Genomic DNA, 20713 nt, shown 5'->3' with positions numbered 1-20713 from the left:
GACTCCTTATTTCGCAGCCATGCGCAGAGCGCCGTCGAGACGGATGGTCTCGCCGTTGAGCATGCTGTTTTCAATGATGTGGCGGGCCAGCGCAGCGTACTCGGCCGGGCGGCCCAGGCGGGGCGGGAACGGTACCCCGGCGGACAGCGAGGCACGGACCTCCTCGGTCATCCCGGCCATCATCGGGGTTTCGAAGATGCCCGGGGCAATGGTCATCACACGGATGCCGAAGCGCGCCAGTTCCCGCGCGGCAGGCAGGGTCAGGCTGGCGACGGCGCCTTTGGAGGCGGCATAGGCGGCCTGGCCGATCTGGCCGTCGAAGGCGGCGATGGATGCAGTGTTGATGATCACCCCGCGCTCGCCCTCCTCCGACGGCGCGCCTTCGGCCATGGCCGCCGCTGCCAGGCGCAGCATGTTGAAGCTGCCGATCAGGTTGACGTTGATGACCCGGGCGAAGCTGTCCAGGCCATGGGGACCGTTGCGGCCCAGGACTTTCTCGGCACCGACGATCCCGGCGCAGTTGACCAGCCCGTGCAGGCTGCCGAAGGCGGCGAGCGCAGCATCCACGGCGGCCTTGGCCGCGCCTTCCTGGCTGATATCGGCTACCGCATGCCGGGCCTGCTCGCCAAGGCTGGCGGCCCTGGCGGCGACGGCCTCGGCATTGAGGTCCACCAGCATTACCCGGGCGCCGGCCTGGATGAGCATTTCAGCGGTGGCCGCACCCAGCCCGGAGGCGGCGCCGGTGACGATGAAGTTGTGATTGGCGATTTGCATGCTTGGCTTTCCTCAGGCGCTGGCCTTGTGGGCTTGTTGCGCCGCTTGTTGAAGGGCGATTTCCTGGCTGCGCAGGATGAAACGCTGCAGCTTGCCGCTCGGGGTCTTGGGCAGCTCGCTGACGAATTCGATTTCACGGGGATAGGCGTGGGCGTAGAGGCGCTTGCGTACGTGCTGGCGCAGGGCTTCGGCCAGTTCTTCGCTACCCTGCTGGCCGGCGCCGAGTACGACGAAGGCCTTGATCAGTTCGGTGCGCTCCGGATCGGGCTTGCCGATCACCGCCGCTTCGATCACCGCCGGATGCTCGATCAAGGCGCTCTCGACGTCGAAGGGGCCGACCCGATAGCCCGAGGTGGTGATCACGTCGTCGCTGCGCCCGACAAAGCTGATGCTGCCATCCGGGTTCAGCTCGACGGTGTCGCCGCTGAGGTAGTACTTGCCGACGAAGGCCTTGGTCGGCAAGCCGTGGTAGCCAGCGAACCAGCACAGCGGCGACTGCTCGCGATCCACGGCGAGGATGCCCGGCTGGCCGGCCGGCAGTTCCTCGTGCTGCTCGCCAAGCACGACGATGCGGTGACCGGGCACGGCATAACCGGCCGATCCCGGATGAACGTTGTGTTCCAGGCCGTGGTGGTTGCACAGCACCATGCCCAGTTCGGTCTGGCCGTAGTGGTCATGAATGGTTACCTCCAACTCGTCGCGGAACCAGCGGATCACCTCCGGATTGAGCGGCTCGCCGGCGCTGCTGACCACCCGCAGGCGCCCCTTGATCGGCGCGGAGAAGGCCGCGCCGGCGGCGATCAGCATGCGATAGGCGGTGGGCGAACCGGCGAGGTTGGTAATGCGGTATTTGTCGATCACCCGGCAGGTGCTCTCGACGCTGAACGGCCCGTCGAAGAATGTCGTGGCATGGCCCAGGGACAACGGCCCGGTGACCGCGTAGTACAGGCCATAGGCCCAGCCCGGATCGGCAAGGTTCCAGAAGGCGTCCTCGGGACGCAGGTCGATGGCATCGCGCATATAACCCTGGAAGGCAACGATGGCGCGCAGCGGCACTTCCAGTGGCTTGGCCGGCCCGGTGGTGCCGGAGGTGAACATCAGCAGGAACGGCGCTTCGCCGGGCAGCAATACCGGGTCGCAAGCCTGGGTGGTGGCATTCAGCGCAGCGTGGAAATCCACATCGCCACTGCCCTGGGCGGCATTGACGCAGATGATGGCGGGACACTGCTCGACTTCGTCCAGCTTGGCCCGGTTGTTCGCATCGGTGACCACCACCCTGGCCCCCGACGCATGCAGGCGGTGTTCGACCGCCTTGGGTCCGAACGCGGTGAACAGGGGCTGGTAGACCGCACCCAGGCACCAGGTGGCCAGTACGGTAACCAGCAACTCGACGGTGCGCGGCAGCAGCCCGGCGACCCGATCGCCAGGGCCGACGCCCTGGGCCTGGAGGACGCTGGCGAAGCGCGCCGCCTGGTCGCGCAATTCATCGAAACGGTAGCTGGCGCTCTGGCCGTCGCGGCCCTCCCAGTACAGCGCGACGGCCTCGCCATCGGCGTGCCGGTCGCAGCACTCGACGCAGGCGTTGAGCGCCTCGAGACTGCCTGCCAGTGCCGCCCGGGCTGTCTGCTGGTAATTGAAAGAACGTACTGCCGCGCTGTACTCACGCATTCGCCAGACTCCCCATTGTTGTTTTTGGAAGGAATTCGAAGGTCTGGAAATAGTCGCCCCGGTGCCACAGCGCGGCAATGGTCAAAGCTGTCAATGTGAATGACTGGTTTGGCCACTCGTGCGCTGGCCTGCCTTGCCTGGGCTTTTCGTACAGAGCCTAACAACAGGATCTACAGAGGATATTCAAACCAGCGCCGGAAGATTTTCCAACTAGCGGAGCGTGGCCCTATGCATAAGATCCCGCATCGTATTCAAACTTTCGGATAAAGAGGTCTGAACGATGCCGAATATTACCTTCAACGACACCAGAAAAAACACCAACGCTAGCGATATAAAAGACCTGATCGCCATAATAGATTGTCTATGGCGAGCATGGACCATGAAGGGCCAGGCACCAGCACACGAACTCGCAGACACTCCTTTTCAACCAACAGAAAATTCGTTACTGCATCATAGAATCAGATCCCTCAATACAATGGCCCTTGAGCTTTTGAGGCGTGATGACTTTCTGCAGGTGCTCTACAAGGAAGACATACCCCCTGGCAAACTGTATATAACGAAAGGCGCACTGTCTGGTGTTTCTTCTACCAAAGACATCAGAATGCTTCAGGACGCACAACACAGCCTTCTAGAGAGCCAGACAACCAAGCAATGTATTAGCGCCCTGATAGAGGCAACCAGTACGCTTCAGGATCTTCATCCTTACCACTCCGAGCTTGCGCTCGCCAACGCCATTACCTGCTATTTGGGCGGCACCGTTATCGCACTACGCACCCGTGCTGACCTATCCCGAGCGATAGTGTCACTCGAGGAGAAAGTGGCAGAACTTGTCGTCGACGCCAGCGACCCTGTAGACCCGGTCCGAGAAAAGCCTGACCTGATGATTGCGCTTCACTCGATCGATGATCTGAAAAAAAAGACCATCCGCTATGTTGCTGAGCTTGACCCCCGGCTCAGGCCCTCACCATGCTCGCAGTTGGGACACAACCTGAGGCTCGCACGACAGGCATTGTTGAAGCTCTCAGGCCGCCAGGAACTCCAGGATTTTTGCCAACGCTCCGACCTGGACCCGTGGCGTCTGTCATTCTCAAGCGACGGTAATTTGCAGGCAGCCCGCGTTGATAACAACCCGCCACTGGAGATACCTGGCGCCCAGCTATCGAGTCACTCGCTATCGGAAATTATCGGCACACTCAGAACGCTATCGAGGCAACTCCATACGGACCTTTCTTCGGATGGCACGATGCGACTTTCCAGTCTCCTAGACTACTATTCGATCGCTCATCCCATACATCTTCCAGGTTGGGGGACCGATGAATCCCTGGAGCAGCTGGAAACACAGCTGAAGCAGCAGCTCACGCGGGGAGAAAAAAAACTAAAAACACTTACCGCCTCAACTCGCCTGTCCATCGGACCCTGCCACCGGAGATATCCAAGCACCTTGTCGATGCCCTGTGGTCCGTCTATGACAACAACCAGGCCACCCGGGCCGATCTGATGAAACTTGACTTCGACGGCCCTCAAATTCGCAACTTCAGAAGGAATGGGAACGCGCCCAGCTTATACTGTTCGGCCTGTACCGCACCCCCGACTTCTGGCGCCTGACAAGACTCTGGAACCTGTCGATCAACAGCCTGTTGATTACGAAAGGCTCAATCTCCCTGTCGGAAATCGATAACAAGAGCAGAAGAACGACCTTTCTTCCGAAAGACTTCAATGACGAATCATTGAAAAAGCAGCTAAAACTTCTGATCCGCCTAGCGAACAGGATGCATACTGTAACCCTCCGTCCACGCCCATCCCTTTACTCAGCGCTTGTATTTCACTACAGACAGCCTCACACGGGAACATCGCCGTTTTCACTTGAGCAAAGCAGGTTAACGAAATGGGAAACACTGGCTATCATCAACGCTTTGCTACAGCAACATGACGAACTTTCTGCCTCGTCTTATTACCTCGGTGAAAAGCGCGACCTGGAAGAAATCCGTACTCTTTTGCCGACCGTCAAGGACACTGCAAGTTATCGTTACCGCCCGTCCACCGGTACGCTGCTGGCAAAGAAGACCTCACAAGCACTGAAGGATTTCCTTACCCTGCTCCCGAAACTATCGCCGGCCAATGCGCCTGGCGCATCGTTCTTTTACTGCAGTGTAGATGATGAATCCGGGGCGTTTACAATAAAGCATTCCCATGATCTCGACTGGTCATTCGACGGTTCATCATTGAACGACAATATGCAGAAGGACGCGTTGGAAAGCTTGAAGTCCGCTTCCTCATCCAGCCTCTCCCTGTGCAGTGACGGGAAGATTGGCTTACAGGAAGCTGCTGGGTATTACTTACAAACACTTCCAAGCACGCCGCCCGATGCCTTGCTCAAGGCTATTGAAACGCAAATTGGACGAGTGGGTTGTGGCCTCAGACGCGACTTCATCGACGCCAGTAAACTCTTGAATCAGGATGAAAATGTCACCCTCAGGAATGTGGTATCCAGTTTCCTAAAAAAAAACAATTGCGCCACTACGCTTTTTGAGTTTCTCGGCAACCAGATACTTGGAGAAGACAACCTGTCATGGAGAGACACCGACAGATGGCTCTATTTTCTGTACAAGATGATTTCGAGCACCGCGGCATACACATTGACGGAGCGAATACTCAAGTCACTGCACTGGTACAGCAGTTCCAGACGCCCCGGCTCCGTTGTAGCAAATGCAAGCCTGCTCATCCATGCGCTTTTGCTTGATCTTGACCCTCCCTCCAGCAAGGTCAACAAAAAGCTCCTTGGCTACTATATGAACAAAGAGCAAAATAACGGCAAATCCTATTCAGATATTTATATCGATTTCAAAAACCATGTGCGTAGCCTCGGCCACCTTTCGGCTGAAGCCGTCGACATGATATGCCTGTTCGTGGCCAACCGAATTGCGCCCGAACTGTTGACCTGCGACAGCTCCATCAAGCACGGCGGCCTCTTGATCACAACAGAGTACGTCAGCTCTGTCTATCTGGCGGAAGCATTGGCAGCTGGCTCATCGCAAGATAAAACCACGAACGAGCTTCTGTCACTCGCCGATGAACTACGCATGGAGCCTGCCGACAGCGAGACCGAAAAATTTATTATCCAGCAACAATGGCTGCCTGCCTTGCTCTGGACAAAGTTCCGTAAAGGAAAGGTCTCTTTTTCAGAATCGAGCCTGGACGAGCAGTTGGCCAAGGATGCCCTCACCGCATTCGAAGAGCGCAAAATTCAAGTCAAGCAGGCACTCGTGGATGTCAAACGTCAAATTCCCGACCGCATGTCGATTGTCAGAGCGGAAATTCAAAGAGTGTTCCCTCGATACCCCGGGGTCTTCGCTACGGAGGAATGGAACACTTCCAACATCTGCCTCTACCAGAGCCATGAAACCATTCATGCCTACCCGTTTCATGAAGTCTATGCCTCGGAAGCGCTAACTGAAATCATTGAGGACTGGTCCCTGGCAGTTGCCGAACCGCCGCTTGGTCAATACTCCGCCGAGCTGAAGCAGGCCAACAACCTGCGAAAAGATGCCTATAACCAAATCAAGAAACGCGCCGCAGAGCTGGCAGATGTGAATGCTCTTTTCGAACAAAAGTTCGATGACTACACAAGAACGCTATCGACTGCGTACAGCGTTCTAACCGAGGAAGCGCTATTTCAACTCCCGGAACGTATGATCAATGCTATCAAACGGCGTGACTTCGAGATTTTCACACTGCGCACCGCTGTACCGGAACTTGAAGCCCAGCAGGAGTCTCCCAGACTGACCAATTGCCTCAGGGGGCGATTCGGAGTGCTGTTGAAAATCAAGGAGCATAAAACCACGGTTTATTTCCAGCTTCTCCCGTTGCAAGGACTTTGCCTGGCCTTGCCCGCAGAAGTCCAGATCCCCGTGGGCGGCAGGCTCGTCGAACGAAGGGTCCGAACCGCCAAGGGTGCAGCTACTATCTGGGTCAGGGAAGGGACACCACTTCCCGTGGACTGGCATGCGTATCTTATGGGCACCAGCCCCAATGCCGGCGCTTCGTCTTCGCTGATTGTCGAGCCCCTGGTTCACACATCGCTCGCACAGCAAGGGCCTGGCGACGACAGTTCCCCGTTCATCCCGATCACTGATGCCCTGGTCAATAACCTGCTGCTGGGCGATAAAGAGACATTGAAACAACTATCCTGGGGAGAAACCTCGCTTGAAAAAGACCGGAAAAAAGGTCTCTTGAGCAACACCGTGGATATCCTCGTTCCTTTCGTCGAGAACATCCGATCACTGATCAACTCCAAACCCGCCTTTGATCCCAATAACTTTTCATCGGCCGCCTTCTGGCTTTATGCCGAAGCCATATTATTGGCCATTCCCTTTTCGAAAAACCTCTCGAAGCTGCTCACCGGTTCCAGAAGCATCAAGCCCTCCACGCTCGCTGAAGTGTCCTTGAGATCGACGCTGGAGGCCTTGAACCCAGCCTCGGGATTCATCAGCAGCATCAAGCTTGTCAGCCTGGCATCCTCCAAAGGCTACAAAATTTCCCAGCGAGAGTTGCTCAAGCAGTATCGACGGTTCAGGTCGTCATCCGCCGGTTGGTACTGCCAAAGCGGAGTTGCTCTTCTAAGACAACGATTCGTCTCATTACTCGCACCCTCCGCCGGCGGGACCGAAAACCGTTCGTTATACCAGTTGATGGTCAGGTCGACCGGCTCCGGTTCCGGCTGTTATCTGGTAGACCCTGCAACCCTTGCGGCCTACGGCCCATTACTGGAAAGGAAAAGCGTCTATGATGCGGCGGGCGTCATGAGCAATGTCCTGGTGAAATCCCAGTCCCTTCTCCCCGGATCGTTAGCCTCGAAAGTGCTGACCAGTGGCAAGTCCGTCACGCGTTTGCACGAAGATGACGAACCCGCGGCCCACGACGAACTATTGAACATTGTTAGTCCGCCAGCGTGACAGGAACCGACCGCAGCGTACCCGGTGGCAACCACCGGGTACATCGACCTCAATAGAGCACGTTATCCGTCAACTCGCTTTCCAGCCTGCGCAAATGCTCTTCTCGCCGGTTTCCCAGCTCTTTCATTTTTTGCAGGTAAACACCTTCAGCCAGAACCGACTGCTGCGCGCCGAGCTGCTCCAGCTCTCGCCAGTAGATATCCTCCACCTGCTCGAATCGTGCGGGGAACTCTTTACGCAAATACTCCCGCCAGAAATCAAGATTATTGACGAAGGCGGGAAACCGATTGCTCGCTTCAGCCTGCGTTACTTGCTCGATGGCATGCTGCACCTGCACCGGGGTCAATTTGACCAGGTCCGAGAACTTTGTAGTCACGGGTTGGCCAGGCAGGTGCAACTGCTCTTTCAACGCCATCCGATAGGCGAGGCTGATTTCGATTTCATCGACCTCCTTGCCGCTACGTGATCGTTCAACCATATCGGCACGGGCGATGTTCTGAAGCTGCTCGAGTCGAAACAGTCCACGGACGAGTCGGGTGATGTCCAAACGCTTGGGTATCCCGCCTCCGGCAGAACCGATTTGATAGACCAGACATCTTACTTCGAGGTCACTGAATACGTTCGCAACACTGTCAATGCACCTGACGGGCTGGGCGGCGACGTTGAACAGGGCTTCGCGCAAACCTGTATCTTCGTGCATGCTCGTGAGCATGGACCAGATACGGCCGCACAGATCGGAATGCGCATTCTTGAAGTCAGTCGTGTCCTTCAACCTGGCGATAATTTCGAAGAAATCGCGCGCCCCCTCTTCCATCGCGACGCTGTTCCATAGCGTGACCCGATCCGACCTTTCCTGCCCCTTGAACGGCTTCAGGCATGCTCGAAGGGTGTCATCCAGAGAACGCAGGAATTGATCCTGGGCGGTATAGAACCAATGATCCAGGCCCACGTTATCCTGATCACTCAGCAACAAGGCATTCTGGATTCTCGGCAACAGTCCACTCTCACCTCCCGGCATCCTCCGGATACCATTTCCGCGCAGATCGGCAAACTCTAGGAACGGCAAGCTAATCAGGCTTTCCGGCACCACACCCAATTTGCAATCACGCAGCCGGATCACCCCCAACGCCGTCAGCCCATGCAAGTCCAGTCCCACGCTCAGATCGATCCCGGTCAGGTCTAGCGTCTGCAGTCCATTCAGTGAACCTATGATCTGCTTTTCCTCCGGTTGCAATACGAACGTGTTGCGCCTCATGCTCAACACTTTCAATTTGCGCATGGTACGCAAGGCCGCCGGGACTCGTTCAAGGCCACATCTCTCCAGTACAAGGACCTTGAGCGATTTGAAACACGAGAGGAACCGATCCGCGTTATCGGAAAGCCGTGCATTGTGAATCCGCAGGTCGATGACATGGGAAAAGTCGACCTCGGGAAACTCACCCAGCCCATCGAACTCCCGAGAGTCGATCTTCAAGGAATAGCCAAGGATCCGCCCCCCATGATCACGGATCGCCGTGGTTTGCCTTCGCCAGCAACGCTTTATTTTCCTGATGATCCATGAGCGCTTCAGCTTTCCAAGACCTTGCCCCTGTTCTCGCCAGGCATGCAACGCTTGCTCCAGCCGGCGATAGTCCTCCTGGTAATCCAGCAACCGGCTGAAAACGTCTCCTCCCTGCGCAGCCGTCTGATCAAGAAATGCCTGGATCTGGTCATTATCGAAACCCGGATACAAAGACCGCGCCATCCTCGCCAACAGGGATATCCGTGCCGGTGCTCTTCCACTGAGCGGATACCCCAAGCGCCCGTCGGCAAGCCGCAGAACCGGCCGGAAAGCGGGTGTTTGCTGCGCGAGGTTCAACCAGCCTGATACAAGTTCCCGCTTCTCCAGCACCTTTGCAGTGACACGTTGTCTTGCCTGTTTCCCGTCTTTCCATCCCAAACGGCTGCAAGGTTCAGTACCCAACACATCGATGATCGCCTTGTAAATATCGTCGAACGCCTCCAGGCGCGTGCCTCTGTCAACCTGCACTCGCCCTGCTTCCGGGACGAGAATCGAAATCACAGGCGACTGTCCCGACTGGGAATAAAGCACCCCGCTCGCCGCCGGCGCGCTCTTCACGTGCAGGCTCAACTCTCTTGGCCACTCGGCTAGATTGCTGCAGGCAGCAAAGATCACCCGGACACTGTCGGGATTATGAAAGTTGTTGAAGTAGATACCTTCGAGCGCCCGCTTCACTCGTAATCCGCGAAGCATCCGGACAATACGCTGCCCAGTCGACAAGGGTATCCGCGAGCCCGACTCCAGTTGCTCCAGTTCGGCAGCGTTCATATGTTCAAGGAGCACGTCGGCGTAACGATCCGGCAGACCAGGAAAGTCGCGTCGCATAACATCGTGGCCCATGCCCGCGGCGCCCTTGGTTTCGCTCACCAGGGATTGGAAAAGCGGGTGCCGCTTCTGAAACACGGCATCAACCGTAACCGGCAATGGCTCTAAAAGCTGACGAGCACGTTCGAACAACTCGGAATCGGACTCACGGGCCCGCTCTGCACTCACTGCAATGTTGTCCAGTAACCGGTCTATTCGCCGGTCGGCCTGAAAACGCTCCAGCGAGTCTCTCAACTCCACCGGGATCGAATGCTCCTCGACGAGACAACCTCGTAGATAGGACTCGTCAATCCCGGAAATCCTCAACAGATCGTTGAGCTGATCATCACCCAGATCCTGGGTGTCAGTGTCCTCTCGCGACAGCATTCGAGCGGCACCGGTCCACTCCAGCGGATGCACCTCGGAACGCCACCAACCCTCTTGTTCATTGCTATTGAGCAAGAAATTGGATGAACCGGCCCGTTCAGCTTGATTGGCCCATAGACGCCGAACATTATCCCGGCGTATGACAGGAATCAGATGTTGCAAATGCCCGACCGGAAGTTGCCTGGCAACGATATGAACGGCCGCCCCGGTGATCGCAGAAACCGCAACAGTGCGCAGCGCCCCCATGAAATGATCCAGCGCTTGCGTGCACTCACCATGGGTCCAGTCTTCCACACCTTCATACACTTGGCTCAGCAAGTCTTTCACCGTCGCGACCAGCATCAACTCCCCCACACCAGGGATGAACGAGCCCAATAGCTGCAACGCCCCCAGGCCCGCACTTTCCAGTTGCTCTGCCTTTTTTCGATAGGCCGCGTCGTCTAGCAGTGCAACGGGGACGATGAGGGCGGCGGCGTCGGCCTTGATGCGCCATATTTGCCTCGTCGCCAAAATATCGAAGAGCTTGCTGCCGACGCCCCGGGTAGTGATTTCCAATTCGGGCGTGGCGCCCTGCGCCGATAATCTTTCAGCTATATCCAACTGACGATCGCGCTGGAACTGGCCAATGAACCACCGTCGGTATTCCGGCTCGGCCAACTGCTCGCCCAAGGCATGTCTCAGTGCATACCACGATGCATATTGACGGAAGGGCCGTAGCCGATCCCCTGGCAAGTAAAGAATCACCTGCCGTACCAGGCCTGACTTGTACCAGCGCACAGCGCCAGACAAGGGTTCCCCTATGGCCTCGAACACCAGCGCATTGGCCAACAGGACGCCGAAGACATCGACAGAAACACAGCGCACGGGAGTTCCCCGTAACCCAGTGACCCCGAGTCAACGTCCAGGCACATCTTCAATGCGTGTTCATCCAGCTCGCCTTGCAGGTAACTGCAATAGGCGTTGGCGAAGAACAGGTCGCGCTGAGCACCGGATAACAGCGCCAGCCGTTGATATCGCGAATCGGGATCGACGGGATAAATGACACCGTCTATGTGTTCCAGATAGCGTTTTCCGATATCTGCCTGACGACAGCGAGCAGCGACCCGCTCCGGTTCGAGCGGCAAGAGTTCGCCGTTCTCGACCACGCCGGAGCCCGGGTAATAGAACGAATCATCACATTGTGCAGTTTCAAAACCCTGTAGCAGGCGACGCAAGAGGTCCTGCGATTTCGAATACCGGCGAAACCCTGGAAGATCGACATCAGTAATTCGTACTGGTGGCTGTTCCACATGCAGCCCGAACTCCAGCCATTCGCTCTTTGCAATATCGATATCCCGACCGAGCAACTCGTTGAAAAGAGCGCCGTAGTGTGACACTGCAAATGTGTCCGCCGGTTCGATTGCAGACAACAACTGCTCGATTGCCACATGGCTGGAGTGGTATCGGGAAAGACTCGCATGCAAATGATCAAGTTGCTCCGCTGTGGCGGACTTGATCCAGTGCGGTGCAATAGTACAAATGAACCGATTGATTTCCGTACCGTCATCCAGGTCGGGCTGGACGGCTGCAATTGGCGGGGGCGGCGTAAGTTCACTCATGGGCAAGGCTCCTCGGGTTGAAGAGCCGCAGGCTAGGAACGGACGCTTGCCAGCGAATAGATGGAAATGCATCACGGCGTGCCTGCAGGCTTTTCCCGGAGGGGCGTGTTCCCGCTGACAGCGACTGACCTTATCCCTCTAGGCTCCCGGCTTTGAAACCCAGGAGCCTCCCATGAACGACACGCCCCCGCTCACCGATGCCCACGCCCTCGACCGCTTCATCGCCGCCAAAAGTCCCGAATGGCTGAAACGCGCCTCCATCGAACAGCTCGACGCCTTGCGCGAAAGCCTGTCCAGCCACCACCACCTTCAGGCCCGGGTCGGCGAATTGCTCGGGCGCATCCAGGCCCCGAAGCACTTCGCCGAGCCACGGTTGCTCGAGATGCTGCGCGGGCTTGGTTGCACACCGCAGCCGGCCAGGTCGGTGTGGCGCGATATCCGCCTGAGCGTGAAGATGCCGGTGTTCCGCATCACCGATGTGGATTTGCCATCATTCCACTACTACCCGGTGGACAGAGACCTGTGGAGCCGTCTGCTGGGCAATTTCGAGCAGGATGAGGCGCAGCCCGGGCCCATTACCCGGGCACCGGCATCGTTGAGGACGGCAGGCTGCTGGCTTGCGCGCCAGCCGAAGTCGCGGCGCGATGCCGCAAGCTGGACCTGGGCGGGCAATACCAACAGCATTTGCGTGAGGTCCTGGAGCCCGAAGATCCGCTGCAGCGCCAGCAGATCATCAAGCTGCTGAGCGACGACAAGCGCGCGGCCCTGGCTGCCCATGCCCGCTGTGCCTTGCTCAAGGGCGAGATCGATGCCGACGCCGAGCAATTGCTGCTGGAGCTGGCCAATGATCGCCCGGCCAGTGACGCCAGCATCGGGCATCTGCAACTGCTCGGCTTCGACGTGCACGGCGCACTGTTGTTGCAGGCATCCGCCAGCCATCCGAAGCTCGCCGGTCAGGTACTGCTGTACCTGGCCAACGACCCCGACCGGGCAATACGCCAGTGCGTATCGCTGGCCGCGCTCAATGACGACCTGGCTTCCTGTCTGCGCAATGCGGATTACGCCGAGTTCATCAGTCGACAACTGCAACGGGACGACCGTCTGAGCTTCCTCGGCATGCTGCAGTCCAGCCTGTTGGCAGCATTACCAACGTTGCAGGTGCGAAGCCTGGCGACCGGACCTGCGCCTTTCGAATGGCTGGCGCGACAACAGATCGCCAGAATCCGCTCGGATGCCGCGCAACTGCTGGTACCTACCGCTGCGATCGACCAGGCACTGCATCGCCAGCGCATGGAAGCGCTCAAGTCCGTCGGCGCGAATGTGGGCAGCCTGCTCGCCTCGTTTATCCCGGGGATCGGCGAACTGATGCTGGCGGGGCTGATCAAGGACGTGCTTTCGGAAACCTACGAGGGCGTGGTCGACTGGAGCCACGGCCAACGCCAGGAGGCGCTAGACCATTTGTTCGGCGTGGTCGGCAATCTGGCGATCACCGCGCTGGTCGGTGCAGGAGTGGGCATGGTCGCGCGCCAGCTCAAGCGCAGCGCGTTCGTCGATGTTCTGCTGCCTGTGGTCCGTAGCGATGGCAGGCGGGTGCTTTGGTCGGCGCAGCGCTCCAACCACCAGGCACCTCTGGCCCTGCAGCAACCCGCCGATGCCGATGGCCTGGTGCGGGTGCAGGGACGCCATTGGTGGCGCAACGGCGAGCAACTGCTCGAAGTGCGACGGCCCACGGCCGAGGCACGCTGGCGCATCGTCCACCCATCGCGCCGCGGGGCCTGGACCCCGGAACTGACCGGCAACGGCGACGGCGCCTGGTGGCAGAGCGGCGAGGACCCGTTGCAATGGCAGGGCCGCGCTGCACTGTTGCGTCGCTTCGGGCCACGTACCGACGGCCTGAGCCCAGTGGCCTGCGAACAGGTTGCGGCGATCTGCGGCCATGACGAGGCAAGCCTGCGCGGGTTGCTTGTAGAGCGTCGGCCCATGCCGGTGGAACTGGTCCAGGTCCTGGCCGACTTCAGCCTGGATGCGCGCATCGCCGACTTCTTCGAACAGCTCGACGACGGCACCCCGATTGACCGGCTGGATGCCGGCCTTTGTGCCGCCGCCCGGGAGCTGCAGCCCGCCTCCCCCACCGTCGACGACGAGCGCCTGGCCTGGACAGCCGATGCACAGGCGTTGCGGCCAGCACTGTTCGAACAGCTGGCGCGGCAGACCGCTCCTACCCTGGACGCCACAGGCCTGCGCGTGCAGCAACTGTTCCCCGGGCTGCCCGAGCGTTTCATAGAAGCCTTGCTGGCGGATACCGGCGAGTTGCATGCCGAGCAGCGCCTGCCCCTGGAGCTTCAGGAAAAAGCCCGCCAGGCCATGCGCGAGGTACGCGTTCTGCAGGCGCTGGAAGGACTGTATCTGGACAGCCGTTGTGGCAGCGATACGGTGCGCATGGTGTTTTCCCTGTTCCGCAGCTTGCCGCAGTGGCCCCGCGGGCTGAGCTTCGAACTGCGCGAAAACAGCTTCGATGGTCCTGTCATAGAACGGGTCCTGCCCCTGGCCGAGGCTTATGAGGTCCGGGTTCTGGTGGGCAGGGACGGGCAATTCCGCGCCTACGAAACCGGCGGAGCGGCATTGGGCCAGGCCAGCGGCAGCCTGTTCCAGGCCCTGGTGGACGGGCTTGGGGCCCAGCAACGCGCAGCCCTGGGGTGCAACGATGCCACGGCCATGCTCATCCTCCTGCGGCAGCAAGCCGACATCGACCGCGAGCGCTTGCCCGGCCTGCTCGGCATCAGTCGACCACCGGTTTACTTCCGCGCGCCGCAACGCCTGGCAGACGGGCGCCGCGGCTACCCACTCAGCGGTCGGGGACGTCCCGGCAGTACCACTCTCACCAGCATGGTGCGCAGCCTGTATCCCGGGTTCAGCGAACTGGAGGCCAGAGTCTGGCTGGAGCAGATCCAGCAACTGGACGGCGATCCCATGGGCGCTCTGTTGCGCGGTCAGGAAAACCTGCGCAACCTCGACCAGGCACTGGCCCGCTGGACGCAGGGCGCCCCGTTGCTGGCCCGCGGCGCGCGGCGCCGGGTGGCCGACGAAATTCGCCGCGGCTGGTGCCGGCAAACCTCATCGGTAACGGATATGGAAGGCCGCATCATCGGTTATCGACTGGACCTGGCACGCTCCCTCGGCGGCGACCTGCCGGAACTGCCGGAAGCAGTGGACTTCTCCCATGTGCTGGAGCTCAACCTCTCCGGCGCCAGGCAGGGTATCGCGGTAAACGGCTTCCTGCGTAGCTTCACCCGATTGCGCTGGCTTGACCTCGGACACAACACCTGTGAGCGGATCCCGCCGGCGCTGGCGAGCATGACCGAGTTGCAGGAGCTGTATCTGGACGGCAACCAGATCTGCATGGACGACTCCAGCCAGGCTACGCTGTCCGGACTGAACCGCCTGGAGGTGCTGAGCCTGGATCGCAATCCACTCGGTCGCAGCCCCGACGTCAGTCCCCTGCTACGCCTGCGACGCCTGAGCCTGCGCGGTACGGGTATCGCGGCCCTGCCAGGGGGCCTGGTCAACCGGGCCTTCCTGGAACTTGCAGATCTGCGCGGCAACCAGCTGGAGCAGTTGCCGGAGGCGTTCTTCTCTGCATCCGCGCGCATCCGCAGCGCTACCGTGCTGTTCGACAATCCGTTGCATCCCGAGGTGCGCGAGCGCTTGTGGGGCTTGGCGAGATGGACAGGGCGGGCCTGGAACAGAGCACCAGCGATGAGGTCTGCGAACAGTGGCTGGCCGGCATGCACGATGACCTCATGCGCGAGCGTGCCGGACAATGGCAGAGCCTGCGCGCCGAGCCGGGTTCGACAGCATTCTTCAGCTTGATCGGCGACCTGCTGGACACCGCCGAGTACCGCCTGGCGCCGGAGCATCTACAACAGCGCGTATGGCAGATGATCGCCGCCGCGGTGGAAAACACCGCCTTGCGCGAGTCGTTGTTCGAGCTGGCCAATGCACCGACCACGTGCGTGGACAGTGTGTCATCGAGCTTTAGCGTGCTCGATGTACGTCTGCAGGTCAGCCTGGCTGCCGCCAGGGTGCCCGAGACCGAGCATGGGACGGCGCTGCTCGCCTTCGCCCGCCGCCTGTTCCGCCTGGATCGCCTGGAAAAGCACGCCTTGCAGTTGATTGCGCAGCGGCACCTGGCGGGCGAACTGGTGGACGAAGTGGAAATCAGCCTGGCCTTGCGCGTGCGCCTGGCCGAGGTCCTGCAATTGCCCGGACAGCCCCGGCACATGCAGTTCGGCGACATGGCCGCATTGTCCGACCTTGACCTCGCCCAAGCCAGGACGGCGGTGGAGACTGCCGAGGCCAGTCCCGCGCTGGCCGACTTCATCGCCCGCCAGGATTTCTGGCTCGAGCATCTGCGCGAGCGACACGGGTCGGACTTCCGACGTATAGAGGCACGTTTCTGGGACAGCCTCGAACGCCTGTGCGAAGCCCGGACGCAGATGCCGGAAGGCGATTATCTGCAGCGCATGAACCAGCTCGGCATGGAGCGTGAAAACGCCCTGCACGAGCAGGCACGGACTTTCACCGAACAGGCCCTGGACGCCGGCTGATCGCCAAAGGAAGCAGGCCCCTTCAGGAACTGGCCAGTACCAGCGTCCGGTAATGCCCGGGACTGCTCCCGGACCACTTGCGGAAGGCCTTGTGGAAAGAGCTCACATCGGCAAAGCCCAGGCGTTCGGCAATCTCGGCAAAGCCCAGGTTCGGTTGCGCCAGCCAGCCGATCGCCAGTTCCTTGCGCACACTGTCCTTGAGTGCCTGGTAGGTCTGACCTTCTTCGGCCAGCCGGCGGCGCAGTGTCGAGGCGGAGATGCACAGGTGCCGGGCCAGGGTTTCGGTTTCCGGCCACTGCGCAGCCGGGCGCTGGCGCAGGTCGTCCTTGATGCGCCGCGCCAGGCTGTCCGGATCGCGGTACTTGACCAGGATATTGCCGGGCGCCTGGGCCAGGAACCGCTGCAATTCCTCGCCATTGCGCTTGACCGGCAGGTCAAGGCAATCGGCGGCGAAGATCATCCGCGTGCGCGGTCGCGAAAACTGCAGGTTCTGCGAGAACATCACCCGGTAGTCATCGCAGAAATCCGGTTCGGCGCAGCGCAGCTCGATGGCCAGGATCGGGATGCGCCGCCCGGCCAGCCAGCAGGCCACGCCGTGCACGATCATCCAGAAGGTGAAATAGGTGAAGGGCCGGCGCGCCTCCTGCTGCGGCTCGCCGATCACGATCTCGGCCAGGCTCTGCTGGCGCACCAGCACCGGCTGCAGGTGTTCGAATGTCAGGGTCAGGAATTCCAGGGCCGAGGCCAGCGCGGCGCCCACCGTGGGCTGGGCCATGGACGAGCGACAGATGAAGGCCAGGCTGCCGCTGCGCAGTCCGCGCGGGTCCATGCAGAAGAATTCGTCGTTGCAGCGTCGCGCCAGCAAGCGCCAGAGCCGGGCATAGGCGCTGGCCGGGACGCGGGCATCGGGCTGATCGAGCCGGGCCGGGTCGATATCGACCCGGCCCAGCACCTCGGCGGTGGCAACCCCCGGCGGGCAGCTTTGCAGCAGTGCTTCGCGCACCAATTGCATGGAGATGGTGTCTTTCGCCGTGTTCAACAGGGGTTCGCCTTGGGTCATGCCGGTACCGGCATCTTACGCCAGATTCAAGCGTGCAGTGCCAGCCTGGCGGCCCCGAACACTCAGCCCTGGTGTCTGGCCACCCACTTGGCATAACTGTCGATGAACCCCTGCAGGAACGGCCGCGACTTCTCCGACAGTTTCCCCTGCTCGTCGAACAGGCTCCCCGCGCCGCCCACATAGGCCTCCGGTTGCTGCATGCACGGCACATCGAGGAACACCAGGGACTGGCGCAGATGATGGTTGGCACCGAACCCGCCCACCGCCCCCGGCGACACGCTGATCACCGCTCCCGGCTTGCCGCTGAACACGCTCTGCCCGTAAGGCCGCGACCCGACGTCGATGGCGTTCTTCAAGGCCCCCGGCACCGAGCGGTTGTACTCCGGGGTGACGAACAGCAGCCCTTGGGTGTCCTTGATCTGCTCGCGGAAAGCCTTGTACGCCGCCGGCGGATCAACGTCGATATCTTCGTTGTACAACGGCAGCTCGCCGATCTCGACGATCTTAAGCTTCAGGCTCGACGGCGCAAGCTCACCCAGGGCCTGGGCCACTTTGCGATTCAAGGACGCCTTGCGCAGGCTGCCGACCAGCACCGCAACCGTATAAACCTGACTCATGAGCACCACCATCTGCGTGAATTAGGGAATAGACAGTTATAGATGATGGACGAGTGGCGGGAGGTTTTTTTCCTGGTCCTACAAAACTTCCTACGGACCGGTACGGTCTATGAACCACGCAGATCATTTTTTTCAGAGGTCATAACCGAAATGACAGCAGTACTGGTCGGGCAATTTCATGCCAGGGACGCCGAAGGACGCATCTATCCCGTGCATGAGTTTCAGGAAGCCACCCTGCAGGCCGATGGAAGTGCCGCCTCGTTACCGATTACCACCTACCGCCTGGCTATCGGCGATCGGGTCAACCACCTGGGCGAAGATCGCTTCGAGCTGGTGCAGAGTGGCGTCGAGTTGATCCGCGTCCCCTGATTTCCCTTTGCGAGCGGCTCGATCGTGGGCCGTTCCTCTTTTCCTTCCGAGAAGCAATCTGCGCCCGCCGTAACCCGCCTCATCCCGTCCATCTCCCTGACGACACATTGTGACCATCCCCTGGCCCATCCTGCGCGCCCACAGCCTCAGGAGAAGTCGATATGGCGATCTGTTTCAGCCCCCTCGGCCGCACCAGCCTGCGCGTCGCCGATACCTGCCCGTTGTCCCTGAGATGGAGCTACCAACTGCTGCTGGAACTGGGCGGACACCGCAACTTCATCACTCGCCACGGTTTCAACGACGACGAGTTGGCCCATGAGCTGGGCCTGCAGAAATGGGTCGAGGGCGACACCTTCGATACGGTCCGGGTGCTGGCAGCCCTGCGCAGGAACGCGCGCGCCTTCCACGCGGAGCACCCGCAACCAACCTACCCGGACCGACTGGGCAACAACCTGGCGGCGTTGGCCGGGTTGCTGGGGCTGAACGAGGCCGAGTTGCGCATCCTCGGCTTCTGCGTACTGATGTTCTGCGACCCGACCCTGAGCGACGCTACCGACCAACTGAGCCTGCTGGGCATCAATCGGACCATGAAAGTGCTGTCGGTCCTGCTCGGGCTTGACCTGCCCACCGTGGAAGCCTGCCTGGCACGTAGCAGCACCCTGATGCGCAGCGGCCTGCTCGAGCTGGGCACCGTCAACCGTGCAGCAATGGCCCTGAGTTCGATGCTGTCGATCAGCAATACCGAGCTGCCCGGCCTGCTGCGTTTCAGCCAGGGCCAGCCCCTGGAGCTGTTCGCCTACGCCTTCCGCCCCAGCCCGCCGGGGAACCTGAACGCCGAGCACTACAGCCATCTGAAGCACTCGCTGGGCATTGCCGAACGCTATCTGGAAAAGTCCCTGGCCCAGCGGCGCCCCGGGGTCAACATCCTGCTCTACGGCCCTCCCGGCACCGGCAAGACCCAATTGAGCCGGCTGATCTCAAGGAACCTCGGCTGCGTGCTGTACGAGGTGGCCTGCACCGACAAGCACGGCGACCCGGTCCAGGCCCGTCAGCGCCTGTGCTCGCTGCGGGCGGCCGACAGCGTGCTGCGCTCGCAGAGGGCGCTGCTGGTACTCGACGAAATCGAGGACATCTTCCACCACGCCAGCCCCGAAGCCGGCAGCCGCTCGCAGAAGGGCTGGATCAACCGCATGCTGGAAGAAAACGCCCTGCCCTGCTTCTGGTTGAGCAACAGCATCGAAGCGATGGACGCCGCGCATGTCCGTCGTTTCGACCTGGTCATCGAAGTGCCCAATCCGCCTTTGGCGCAACGTCGCAAGCTGTTGCGTGAATGCAGCGGCGGCAAGCTGGGCGATGAATTGGTCGAGCACCTTTGCAGCCATGAACAGATGACCCCGGCCGTGCTGGAGCGGGCGATACGGGTGGGACGCAGCCTCGCCCAACGCGCCGGAAAACCGTTGGACAACGCCGTTCGCAGCATCGTCGACAGCACCCTGAAGGCCCAGGGTTTCGAGCGGCTGCAGCCCGACGAGCAAGGCTTGCCGCCCTTCTATTCGCCACAGTGGATCAACACCGACCTGGCACTCGACGGCCTGGTCAGCGGCCTGCAGGCCCACTCCCAGGCCCGTCTGTGTTTCTACGGGCCACCGGGCACCGGCAAGACCGCACTCGGCCACTGGCTGGCCCGCGAGCTGGGCAAGCCGCTGATGGTCAAGCGCGTATCCGACCTGGTCTCGCCCTACGTCGGCAGCACCGAGAAGAACCTGGCCGATGCCTTTGAACGGGCCCGCCAGGAGGACGCGGTGTTGCTGCTGGACGAGGTCGACAGTTTTCTCAGGGACCGACGCAAGGCCCGGCAGAGTTGGGAAATCACCGCTGTGAACGAAATGCTCACGCAAATGGAAAGCTACAGCGGGCTGTTCATCGCCTCGACCAACCTGATGTCCGACCTCGATGAAGCCTCGCTGCGCCGCTTCGATCTCAAGGTACATTTCGGCTATCTGAACCCGACGCAGATCCGCAACCTGTTCGCTGCACACCTGAAAGCCCTTGGCCTGAAGGATGCCGGTGGCCGCGCCGTGCAGGGCCTGCTCAGCGAAACCTGCCTGACGCCGGGAGATTTCGCCCTGGTCGCCCGCCGTGCGCGCTTCAAACCCTTTGCCAGCGCCGCCGGGCTGGCCAGTGCACTGCTTGCCGAATGCCAGCTGAAGCCCGCGGCCCGGCAACGCCCGATCGGCTTCGCCGCCTGGACCAACTAATGCTTGCGAGGGGCTGCGGATCGGCAGAAACTCGCCCGCTTGATTGCTAGCCAAAGGC

Annotated in this window: 13 protein-coding genes; 7 read left to right on the top strand and 6 right to left on the bottom strand. The window is 60.5% G+C overall.

Annotation, left to right across the window (positions count from 1 at the left end):
* Positions 1-6: 6 nt before the first annotated feature.
* The gene (locus tag CSV86_RS06255) at positions 7-774 is read right to left on the bottom strand and encodes an SDR family NAD(P)-dependent oxidoreductase (protein ID WP_009394654.1); all 768 of its coding nucleotides are present in this window, start codon (positions 772-774) and stop codon (positions 7-9) included.
* 12 nt (positions 775-786) lie between these two features.
* Entirely contained in the window at positions 787-2442 is a 1656-nt protein-coding gene (locus CSV86_RS06250) for an AMP-binding protein (protein ID WP_009394653.1), read from the bottom strand.
* Positions 2443-2722: 280 nt separating this feature from the next.
* Between CSV86_RS06250 and CSV86_RS06245 the strand changes: the two genes are divergently transcribed.
* Both CSV86_RS06245 and CSV86_RS06240 read left to right on the top strand, forming a co-directional pair.
* Positions 2723-3940 (top strand): hypothetical protein, encoded by a 1218-nt coding sequence (locus tag CSV86_RS06245; RefSeq protein WP_170394476.1) that lies wholly within the window; start codon positions 2723-2725, stop codon positions 3938-3940.
* A 139-nt stretch (positions 3941-4079) separates the two neighbouring features.
* Positions 4080-7394, top strand: coding sequence for a hypothetical protein (locus tag CSV86_RS06240; protein ID WP_170394473.1), 3315 nt, complete (start codon positions 4080-4082; stop codon positions 7392-7394).
* A gap of 49 nt (positions 7395-7443) precedes the next feature.
* On the opposite strand, the gene CSV86_RS32985 is transcribed toward CSV86_RS06240, so the two are convergent.
* Together CSV86_RS32985 and CSV86_RS06230 are read right to left on the bottom strand one after the other, a co-directional pair.
* Positions 7444-11010, bottom strand: a complete 3567-nt coding sequence (locus CSV86_RS32985) for an NEL-type E3 ubiquitin ligase domain-containing protein (protein WP_170394470.1) — start codon at positions 11008-11010, stop codon at positions 7444-7446.
* Positions 10944-11744 carry a dermonecrotic toxin domain-containing protein gene (locus CSV86_RS06230; protein ID WP_170394467.1) on the bottom strand — a complete coding sequence of 267 codons (801 nt, stop codon included), beginning with the start codon at positions 11742-11744 and terminating at the stop codon, positions 10944-10946. The genes CSV86_RS32985 and CSV86_RS06230 overlap by 67 nt, the downstream gene beginning before the upstream one ends.
* A gap of 172 nt (positions 11745-11916) precedes the next feature.
* Here CSV86_RS06230 and CSV86_RS06225 point away from each other — a divergent pair, with 172 nt between their 5' ends.
* From CSV86_RS06225 to CSV86_RS06215, 3 genes are read left to right on the top strand one after another with little or no spacing between them, the layout of a single operon-like run.
* Positions 11917-12489 (top strand): hypothetical protein, encoded by a 573-nt coding sequence (locus tag CSV86_RS06225; protein ID WP_170394464.1) that lies wholly within the window; start codon positions 11917-11919, stop codon positions 12487-12489.
* Entirely contained in the window at positions 12399-15614 is a 3216-nt protein-coding gene (locus CSV86_RS06220; RefSeq protein WP_311985821.1) for a dermonecrotic toxin domain-containing protein, read from the top strand. The genes CSV86_RS06225 and CSV86_RS06220 overlap by 91 nt, the downstream gene beginning before the upstream one ends.
* A complete protein-coding gene (locus CSV86_RS06215; protein ID WP_170394458.1) occupies positions 15530-16351 on the top strand; it encodes an NEL-type E3 ubiquitin ligase domain-containing protein in 822 nt (273 codons plus the stop codon). Before CSV86_RS06220 ends, CSV86_RS06215 begins: the two co-directional genes overlap by 85 nt.
* A 22-nt stretch (positions 16352-16373) precedes the next feature.
* Here the strand turns inward: CSV86_RS06215 and CSV86_RS06210 are convergent, their stop codons facing one another.
* Positions 16374-17411 (bottom strand): AraC family transcriptional regulator, encoded by a 1038-nt coding sequence (locus CSV86_RS06210; protein WP_009394647.1) that lies wholly within the window; start codon positions 17409-17411, stop codon positions 16374-16376.
* A 62-nt stretch (positions 17412-17473) separates the two neighbouring features.
* A complete protein-coding gene (locus CSV86_RS06205; RefSeq protein WP_009394646.1) occupies positions 17474-18028 on the bottom strand; it encodes an NADPH-dependent FMN reductase in 555 nt (184 codons plus the stop codon).
* Positions 18029-18178: 150 nt separating this feature from the next.
* On the opposite strand from CSV86_RS06205, the gene CSV86_RS06200 reads away from it, so the two are divergent.
* Both CSV86_RS06200 and CSV86_RS06195 read left to right on the top strand, forming a co-directional pair.
* Complete coding sequence (locus CSV86_RS06200; protein WP_009394644.1) at positions 18179-18397, top strand: hypothetical protein; 219 nt, start codon at positions 18179-18181, stop codon at positions 18395-18397.
* Between the two features lie 161 nt (positions 18398-18558).
* Positions 18559-20655, top strand: coding sequence for an AAA family ATPase (locus tag CSV86_RS06195; protein WP_009394642.1), 2097 nt, complete (start codon positions 18559-18561; stop codon positions 20653-20655).
* Positions 20656-20713 lie beyond the last annotated feature (58 nt).

Origin of the sequence: Pseudomonas bharatica CSV86, assembly GCF_000319305.2 — a bacterium.
GTDB lineage: Bacteria > Pseudomonadota > Gammaproteobacteria > Pseudomonadales > Pseudomonadaceae > Aquipseudomonas > Aquipseudomonas bharatica.
This window is presented reverse-complemented; position numbering and strand designations above follow the sequence as displayed.

Excerpts from the sequence above, each read along its gene's own strand:
- CSV86_RS06255 (WP_009394654.1), bottom strand. The coding sequence starts at position 774 with ATGCAAATCGCCAATCACAACTTCATCGTCACCGGCGCCGCCTCCGGG.
- CSV86_RS06250 (WP_009394653.1), bottom strand. The coding sequence starts at position 2,442 with ATGCGTGAGTACAGCGCGGCAGTACGTTCTTTCAATTACCAGCAGACA.
- CSV86_RS06245 (WP_170394476.1), top strand. The coding sequence starts at position 2,723 with ATGCCGAATATTACCTTCAACGACACCAGAAAAAACACCAACGCTAGC.
- CSV86_RS06230 (WP_170394467.1), bottom strand. The coding sequence starts at position 11,744 with ATGAGTGAACTTACGCCGCCCCCGCCAATTGCAGCCGTCCAGCCCGAC.
- CSV86_RS06225 (WP_170394464.1), top strand. The coding sequence starts at position 11,917 with ATGAACGACACGCCCCCGCTCACCGATGCCCACGCCCTCGACCGCTTC.
- CSV86_RS06215 (WP_170394458.1), top strand. The coding sequence starts at position 15,530 with ATGCACGATGACCTCATGCGCGAGCGTGCCGGACAATGGCAGAGCCTG.
- CSV86_RS06210 (WP_009394647.1), bottom strand. The coding sequence starts at position 17,411 with ATGACCCAAGGCGAACCCCTGTTGAACACGGCGAAAGACACCATCTCC.
- CSV86_RS06205 (WP_009394646.1), bottom strand. The coding sequence starts at position 18,028 with ATGAGTCAGGTTTATACGGTTGCGGTGCTGGTCGGCAGCCTGCGCAAG.
- CSV86_RS06200 (WP_009394644.1), top strand. The coding sequence starts at position 18,179 with ATGACAGCAGTACTGGTCGGGCAATTTCATGCCAGGGACGCCGAAGGA.
- CSV86_RS06195 (WP_009394642.1), top strand. The coding sequence starts at position 18,559 with ATGGCGATCTGTTTCAGCCCCCTCGGCCGCACCAGCCTGCGCGTCGCC.